4 protein-coding genes and 1 pseudogene are annotated in these 6,774 nt (G+C 47.6%); all 5 read left to right on the plus strand.

Translation table 11 applies throughout. The features are described from left to right. Positions 1 to 751: 751 nt before the first annotated feature. Positions 752 to 964 (plus strand): annotated as a pseudogene (locus O9332_RS28100) (hypothetical protein); the annotation flags it as partial. A 59-nt stretch (positions 965 to 1,023) separates the two neighbouring features. Beyond that, a complete protein-coding gene (locus tag O9332_RS15015; protein ID WP_004159262.1) occupies positions 1,024 to 2,592 on the plus strand; it encodes a B12-binding domain-containing radical SAM protein in 1,569 nt (522 codons plus the stop codon). Between the two features lie 29 nt (positions 2,593 to 2,621). Then, the gene (locus O9332_RS15020) at positions 2,622 to 4,931 is read left to right on the plus strand and encodes an NACHT domain-containing protein (protein ID WP_288026217.1); all 2,310 of its coding nucleotides are present in this window, start codon (positions 2,622 to 2,624) and stop codon (positions 4,929 to 4,931) included. 1 nt (position 4,932) lies between these two features. Next, positions 4,933 to 5,709 (plus strand): sterol desaturase family protein, encoded by a 777-nt coding sequence (locus O9332_RS15025; protein WP_043998932.1) that lies wholly within the window; start codon positions 4,933 to 4,935, stop codon positions 5,707 to 5,709. Between the two features lie 499 nt (positions 5,710 to 6,208). Then, positions 6,209 to 6,646 carry a LamG domain-containing protein gene (locus O9332_RS15030; protein WP_353852175.1) on the plus strand — a complete coding sequence of 146 codons (438 nt, stop codon included), beginning with the start codon at positions 6,209 to 6,211 and terminating at the stop codon, positions 6,644 to 6,646. The last annotated feature ends 128 nt before the right edge of the window (positions 6,647 to 6,774 follow it).

The following is a 6,774-nucleotide window of genomic DNA, read 5'->3' on the forward strand; positions in this document are numbered from 1 at the left end:
CGCCGCCCCCAAACCCCCCGCGCATTAGCTTTTCGGTGGGATGCTTACACGCAGTTGTTCATACATTTGTACCAATTTAAGAGTCACTGATAATTGCTGATTGTCGGTATTTCTGCAAATGTGAGATGCAGCCAAGAGGAAAGGGGAAGTAGTCATCGATTTTACATGACAGTAAACAGTAATCAGTAATCAGTAATCAGTAATCAGTAATCAGTGAAAAGACAGGAATGTTAAGCTAAGACCCATTTAAACAGGGTAAGTAGCTAGACACAATTAATTACACATATCTAACTACCTCTTGCCTGTTGCCTGTTGCCTTTTGCCTATCCTAACTAAAAAGTTAATTTTGTCCTATTACTTAGGGCTGGCTGAATAATGGTAAAACCCTTGTTGGTTAAGACTTTTAGAGTTTTTGTAAATCAAAAAGTACCAGATATGGGAGTGATCGGGGGGAAAATTCAGGGACTCTTTCCCTGAAAATTAGGTAATTGACCCCTTCAAAATCGGTAAAACCCTACACCCCACACCCCACACCCCACACCCTGCCCCCAAGAAAAACTTTTTGCCGCAAACCCTAATTACTCACTTGCATAAATGAGATACTCCCAAAGAGGGATATTTATGAAGTGGAATCTGACCTGCGGAATGTTGGATATAATCTAATTATGTACTAAAAACAGGAAATTCATGACAAATATTCACTCGATCATCGGTATATTCCCCTCCAATGAAGAAGCAGACATAGTTGTAAGGTGGTAAACGACGTAAATATGGTGGCTCTACCACAAGACATGGGTTCCGTAAAGGAGATTTAATTTCTTCTCCCAAAGGAATTGGTTATGTTAGTGGAGATACCGAAAAACAGCTATCTGTAAGCGATGCCAATGGTCAACGATTGGGACAGATAACTGTTAGTAAGATTCAGTTAATTCGTCGTTCTAACGGTTTAATTGTTTCTCACTAACTTATGTAAAGCCGCCCTCCGCTATCGCTAAAGGGCGGGGTTTCAGACCCATTTTTTCGATGAAAGCCCTGTTACTCTACCCTGAGTTTCCCCAGTCTTTCTGGTCTTACGATCGCTTTATGGAAATCGCGGGACTGAAAGCCACCATTCCACCCCTCGGCATCATTACTGTCGCCGCCCTCCTCCCCCAAAACTGGGAGATTCGATTTTATGATCGCAACGTCAATCCTGAAACAGAAGCCGATTGGGAGTGGTGTGAGTTGGTTATCCTCTCTGCCATGTTAGTCCAGAAGCCAGATTTTCAAGCTCTGATTCAAAAAGCCGTGCAGTTAGGCAAAAAAGTCGCCGTTGGCGGTCCCTACCCCACCTCTGTCCCCCAGGATGCCCTGGATTCTGGAGCGAACTATCTCATTTTGGATGAGGGAGAGTTAACCGTTCCCCTGTTTTTGGAGGCGATCGCTCAAGGTCAAAGCCAGGGAATTTTCCGCTCTGGGGACAAGCCAGACGTGACCCTCAGCCCCATCCCCCGCTTCGACCTGCTTCAGCGAGACGATTACTTAATGATGGCAGTGCAATTCTCTCGCGGCTGTCCTTTTAACTGCGAATTTTGCGACATTATTTCCCTCTACGGGCGCAAATCTCGTACTAAAGAGCCGAGTCAGACTTTAGCAGAGTTGCAGACTCTCTACGACCTAGGCTGGCGCGGTTCGTTGTTCATCGTCGATGACAACTTTATTGGCAATCAGCGCAACGTCAAACGCTTTCTCAGAGACTTGATTCCCTGGATGAAGCAGCACGACTATCCCTTCACCTTTATTACTGAAGCCTCGGTCAATTTGGCAGAGGATGATGAATTGTTAAGCCTGATGGCTGAGGCGGGGTTTTATTCTGTCTTTCTGGGGATTGAAACTCCTGACCAAGATAGTCTGCAAGTGACGCGCAAACTGCAAAATACTCGCAATCCACTGGTGGAAGCCTGTCGCAAGATTAATGCAGCCGGTTTGCTAATCTATGCTGGATTTATCTTGGGGTTTGATGGAGAGCGCTCTGGTGCGGGGGAAAGGATTCAAGCCTTTGTGGAAGAAACCAGTATTCCTCAGCCCATGTTAGGAATTCTCCAATCTTTGCCGAATACGGCTCTTTGGCATCGTCTCCAGCAAGAACAGCGTTTAGTTGAGGGTGACAGCATCCATCCGACGGGAGATCAGAATAGCTTGATGAATTTTATCCCCACCCGCCCGATTGCCGAAATTGCCAAAGAGTATGTCGAAGGCTTCTGGACGCTGTACGAACCCAGCCACTATCTCCGACGCTGTTTCCAACAATGTCTCGGTCTGGGTTTGCAGTCAAAACACAAGCAAACCATGCAATTTCCCGTGGGTAAGGGGTTACGGCTGATTACCCAGTTAATCTGGCATCAGGGTATCCGCCGAGGGAACATTCGGGGACAGTTTTGGCGGCAATTATGGACGATTTGGCAAAAAAAGCCCCAAGTTCTCAATCTCTATTTAGGTCTGTGCGCGGCGGGAGAACATTTTTGGGAGTACCGGGCCTTAGCCAGAGAACGGATTACTCAACAACTAGGCTACGATCCCTTAGAAGTTTCTGGTCGTCCCAACCAGAACTGATTCTGACTCGATAGGGAGGATTGGATTGTATGGTCAAGAGATCGCTCCAGGCCTCCCCTTCGGGAATTAAACAGGCTAAACGAGCCTTTGATCTCAAGGGGTGGACTCAGGAAAATCTAGCAGGGGAAGTGAACTTAAAGACCCGCCAGCCGATTTGGCGGTTTTTCACAGGAAAACCCGTTGATCGCCAGGTTTTCCTGGAAATTTGTTCGATTCTGGATTTGGATTGGCGGGAGATTGCCCTCGCTCCGCCCGCAGAATTTCCTGAACCCGGAGAACTGGCGAAAACTAATATTGATGCTCTGGTGCAAGAGGTGCGAGCGCAACGCCTGGACACCATCCAAAACCAGTGCGGCATCTTGCAGTTACTAGACATCAGCCATCCGGTCAACATTGATGACATCTATGTGGATGTCAATATTTTGGCGGAAATTGCCAGTCAACAGTGGGTGGAGATTGCCGATTGGCAAAACTTGGGTCCTGCTGAATTCGATCGCGTCGGCTTGGGAGAGGTTGAGCAGAAGCAAATACCCGGAATGCAGGCTGTTGAAACTTACTCAAAGCTTAGAGTTTTGGGCAGGCCGGGGGTTGGCAAAACGACCTTTTTGCAACATCTGGCGATTCAGTGCAACCAAGGCGAGTTTGCGGCGAATCAAGTGCCGATTTTTATCTTATTGAGAGAATTTGCCGAGGAGTCCAGTCCCAGTGGTGAATCTAGCCTGTTCAACTACATCCGTCAGGCATTGCTCACCGCTGGAATTTCCAACCCGTCTGTGCTGGAAACCTTACTGCAAGCGGGCAGAGTCCTGCTGTTGCTCGATGGCATGGATGAAGTGCTCACCCAGGACATTACAGCAGTTCTGAGAGAAATTCGTCAATTCTCAGAAAAGTATCATCGCAATCGATTTGTAGTAACCTGTCGCACCGCTGCCCAAAAACTCCAGATTCGAGGTTTCACTGATGTAGAAATTGCCCCCTTTACCCAGGCACAAATCAGCACCTTCGCGCAAAAGTGGTTTGTGGCACTGAGCAAAACGACTGCTCAAGCGGGGCAGGAGCAGTCGGCTCAGTTTATGGAGAAGTTGGACTTGCCGGAAAACTGGCAATTTCGGCAACTGGTGGTGACACCTCTGTTTCTGCATCTCGCCTGCTGGGTGTTTCAGGGTCAAGGGAAATTTCCGAGCAAGCGGGCTGAGTTTTATAAACAAGGGCTGGATTTGCTGCTGGGTAAATGGGATGAAGCTCGAGGAGTCGAACGCGATCAGGTTTACCGGGGGTTTTTATTGCCCCAAAAATTGAGGCTGTTGAGCCAGCTTGCAGCAGTTACTTTTGAACAGGGGCAGTATTTTTTTGAGCAACGCACGATTGAGCAATACATTGGCGACTATTTGCGGAATTTGCCAGGTGCAACCCTGGAAGCAGAGGAACTCCAACTCGAAAGCGAAGCCATGCTGAAAGCGATCGAGGCACAGCATGGACTCCTCACAGAGCGGGCGCGAGGCATTTTTTCATTTTCTTATCTGGCATTTCAAGAATACTTCACGGCTCGAAAAATAGTTGCCAGCCATAATTTGCAGGCATTAGAACAAGCACTGGGAGGGTTGGTGAGTCACATCACCGATTCCCACTGGCGCGAAGTCTTCTTGTTAACGGCTGCCATGTTGCGAAGTGCAGATGCGCTGGTGCAGTTGATGAAGCAACAAATTGATGCCTTAGTCGCGCAAGACTCCTATCTGCAAGAGTTTTTGAGTTGGGCCAGCCAAAAATCCCAGCAGCTCCCAGACGAAACCAAAGTGGCGACCGCACGCGCATTTTACCTTGCCCTTGCCCAAAGCCCGCATACGGCAGATCGCTTTGCCTTAGCCAGCACGCTCGATCAGGGGATGTTTTTAGATGCGGCGTTGGAGAACTTGCTGGTAGAGTTTGCCATCGACCACAGTCAGGATTTTGCCTATGTCAATGCTTGTAGCGAGGCACTCAACAACATTCTGGTGATGGTTCTGGATGCTGGATTTTATAAGTCTTTGCAACAATTGAGAGACCAACTGCCACCTCCGAGTCAAAACCTGGAACGGCTTCAGCACTGGTGGCAGAAAAACTATTCTGCCTGGGTGGAACAGTTGCGGGGTGCGATCGCCAATTATCGCAATATTCATCATCCCTGGCAGTTTACGACTGAGCAACAGCAGCTGCTCCAACGCTACTATGAGGCCAATCAACTCCTGATCGATTGTTTGAATAGTAACTGCGAAATAACAGCCGCAATCCGGCAAGAAATTGAAGCCACGTTGCTGTTACCTCAAAAGGACTTGGAAGATCGGGAATGGCAAGGAGATTAAATTGATAGACCACTCATTTGGATTTTACGGGTTCGCTTTCTTTGGGATCATCCTGGCGCGATACTTTCTCGTGGCTGGGGGAACCTATTTGTTCTTCTATTCGCCCTTGAGTCAGTCCTTTGTCAATCACAACCTGCGGCATTGGTCTCCCTCTTGGCGATCGATTCAACAAGATATCACGCTCTCGGTTCTTTCGGCGGGGGTGTTTGCGCTGGCGGCGGCTTTCATCATGACAGGATACAGTTGGGGCATTACCCGCTTATACAGCCACCCTCAACAGTATGGGCTGTGTTATTTAGGGGTTAGTTATGGCGCTGTGTTGGTTCTCCAGGATGCCTATTTCTATTTCACCCATCGCTTGTTTCACCACCCGTCACTCTTTCGGTGGTTACACCAGGGACATCATCGCTCGCGCTATCCTACCCCGTGGACTTCGTTTGCCTTTGACCCACTAGAGGCGATCGTTCAGTCTCTCTTCCTGGTCGGCATTGTCTTTGTCCTTCCCCTGCATTTCATCACGTTAATTGCGGCACTCACCACGATGACGATCTGGGCAGTGTTAAATCATCTTGGGATCGATCGCTTGCCCTCCTCATTTCCCCATCATTGGTTGGGTCGGTGGTTTATTGGTCCTGCCCATCATTCCATTCATCATCGCAAGTACACCGTACATTACGGTCTATATTTCACGTTCTGGGACAAACTCCTCGGAACTCAAGACCCCGATTATGAGCAGAAGTTTGATGAGCGTCTGACGGGTAAAGTCGATGGAATTTAACTCGTGCATCGCCCGTTACATTTTGTCTCGTATTCAAGCAATTCATACAGACTCAATCAATTCACACATCAAATCAAACAACCATCTATCAGGGTAATAGCAGAAGCAGAATTGTTGACTCGACTCAGGTAAGCAGTTCTCAAATTCTACAAATTCAATAAGGAGACTTCATGAACTTCAACAAAATTATTTTAGTGACAGGTGCTAAGCTAAACGGCGCTTAACCTGCATGATCCAACAGCTATAACCCTTTTGGAGTCTATATCGGTGATCCGAAGTAAAAGCCGTTTAGCTTATTGCTGTTAGTACCTTCGTTATAGCACCTGTTCAGGCAGCAACAATTCTTTCCCATTGGACATTTGACGAAACAGGGGGAACTATCGCTGCCGATAGTGTAGGGGGACAAAACGGTATTTTACAGGGGAACGCCACACTTGTGGGTGGAGGAATTTCTGGAAATGCAATTAGCTTGAGTCAAGCCACTAATGACCTTGTTAACATGGGAAACATCTATGGTTTCACCAATAGCAACTTTTCCATTTCAGCTTGGATTAACTCAACGGTACTTAACGATAACTTTGTCGTGGCAAAGCATACAGCAGGGATTGTGTCTGGATATATGGTATTTGTTAATGGTATCAACCCTGGGGAACGGCAATTGACGAAAGCAGGATTCTACGCACCTTTTCCTAACAGGCACGTATTGCATGGCAACACTACAGTAACAGATGGCGACTGGCATCAAATAGCTGTGGTGTACGAGCAAGGTGGAAATTCTTTATTATATGTAGATGGTATCTTGGATGCGATCACTGCCAGTGATCCAATTGGGGCAACCTCGGCTCCTTTCCTAGTTGGAGGAGTTGCTGTAGGCTCTCAACCAACAGGATTGTATACAGGGTTGATTGACGACGTACAAGTATATAGGGTTTGCTGAAAAAGTTTTTCCTGGGGGCAGGGTGTGGGGTGTGGGGTGTGGGGTGTGGGGTTTTACCAGTTTTGAGGTGGCCAATTACCTAATTTTCAGGGAAAAAGTGCCTAAATTTCCCCCCGATCACTCCCAGA

Origin of the sequence: Microcystis sp. LE19-10.1B, assembly GCF_027530565.1 — a bacterium.
Classification (GTDB): Bacteria; Cyanobacteriota; Cyanobacteriia; order Cyanobacteriales; family Microcystaceae; genus Microcystis; species Microcystis aeruginosa.

Excerpts from the sequence above, each read along its gene's own strand:
- O9332_RS15015 (WP_004159262.1), top strand. The coding sequence starts at position 1,024 with ATGAAAGCCCTGTTACTCTACCCTGAGTTTCCCCAGTCTTTCTGGTCT.
- O9332_RS15020 (WP_288026217.1), top strand. The coding sequence starts at position 2,622 with ATGGTCAAGAGATCGCTCCAGGCCTCCCCTTCGGGAATTAAACAGGCT.
- O9332_RS15030 (WP_353852175.1), top strand. The coding sequence starts at position 6,209 with ATGGGAAACATCTATGGTTTCACCAATAGCAACTTTTCCATTTCAGCT.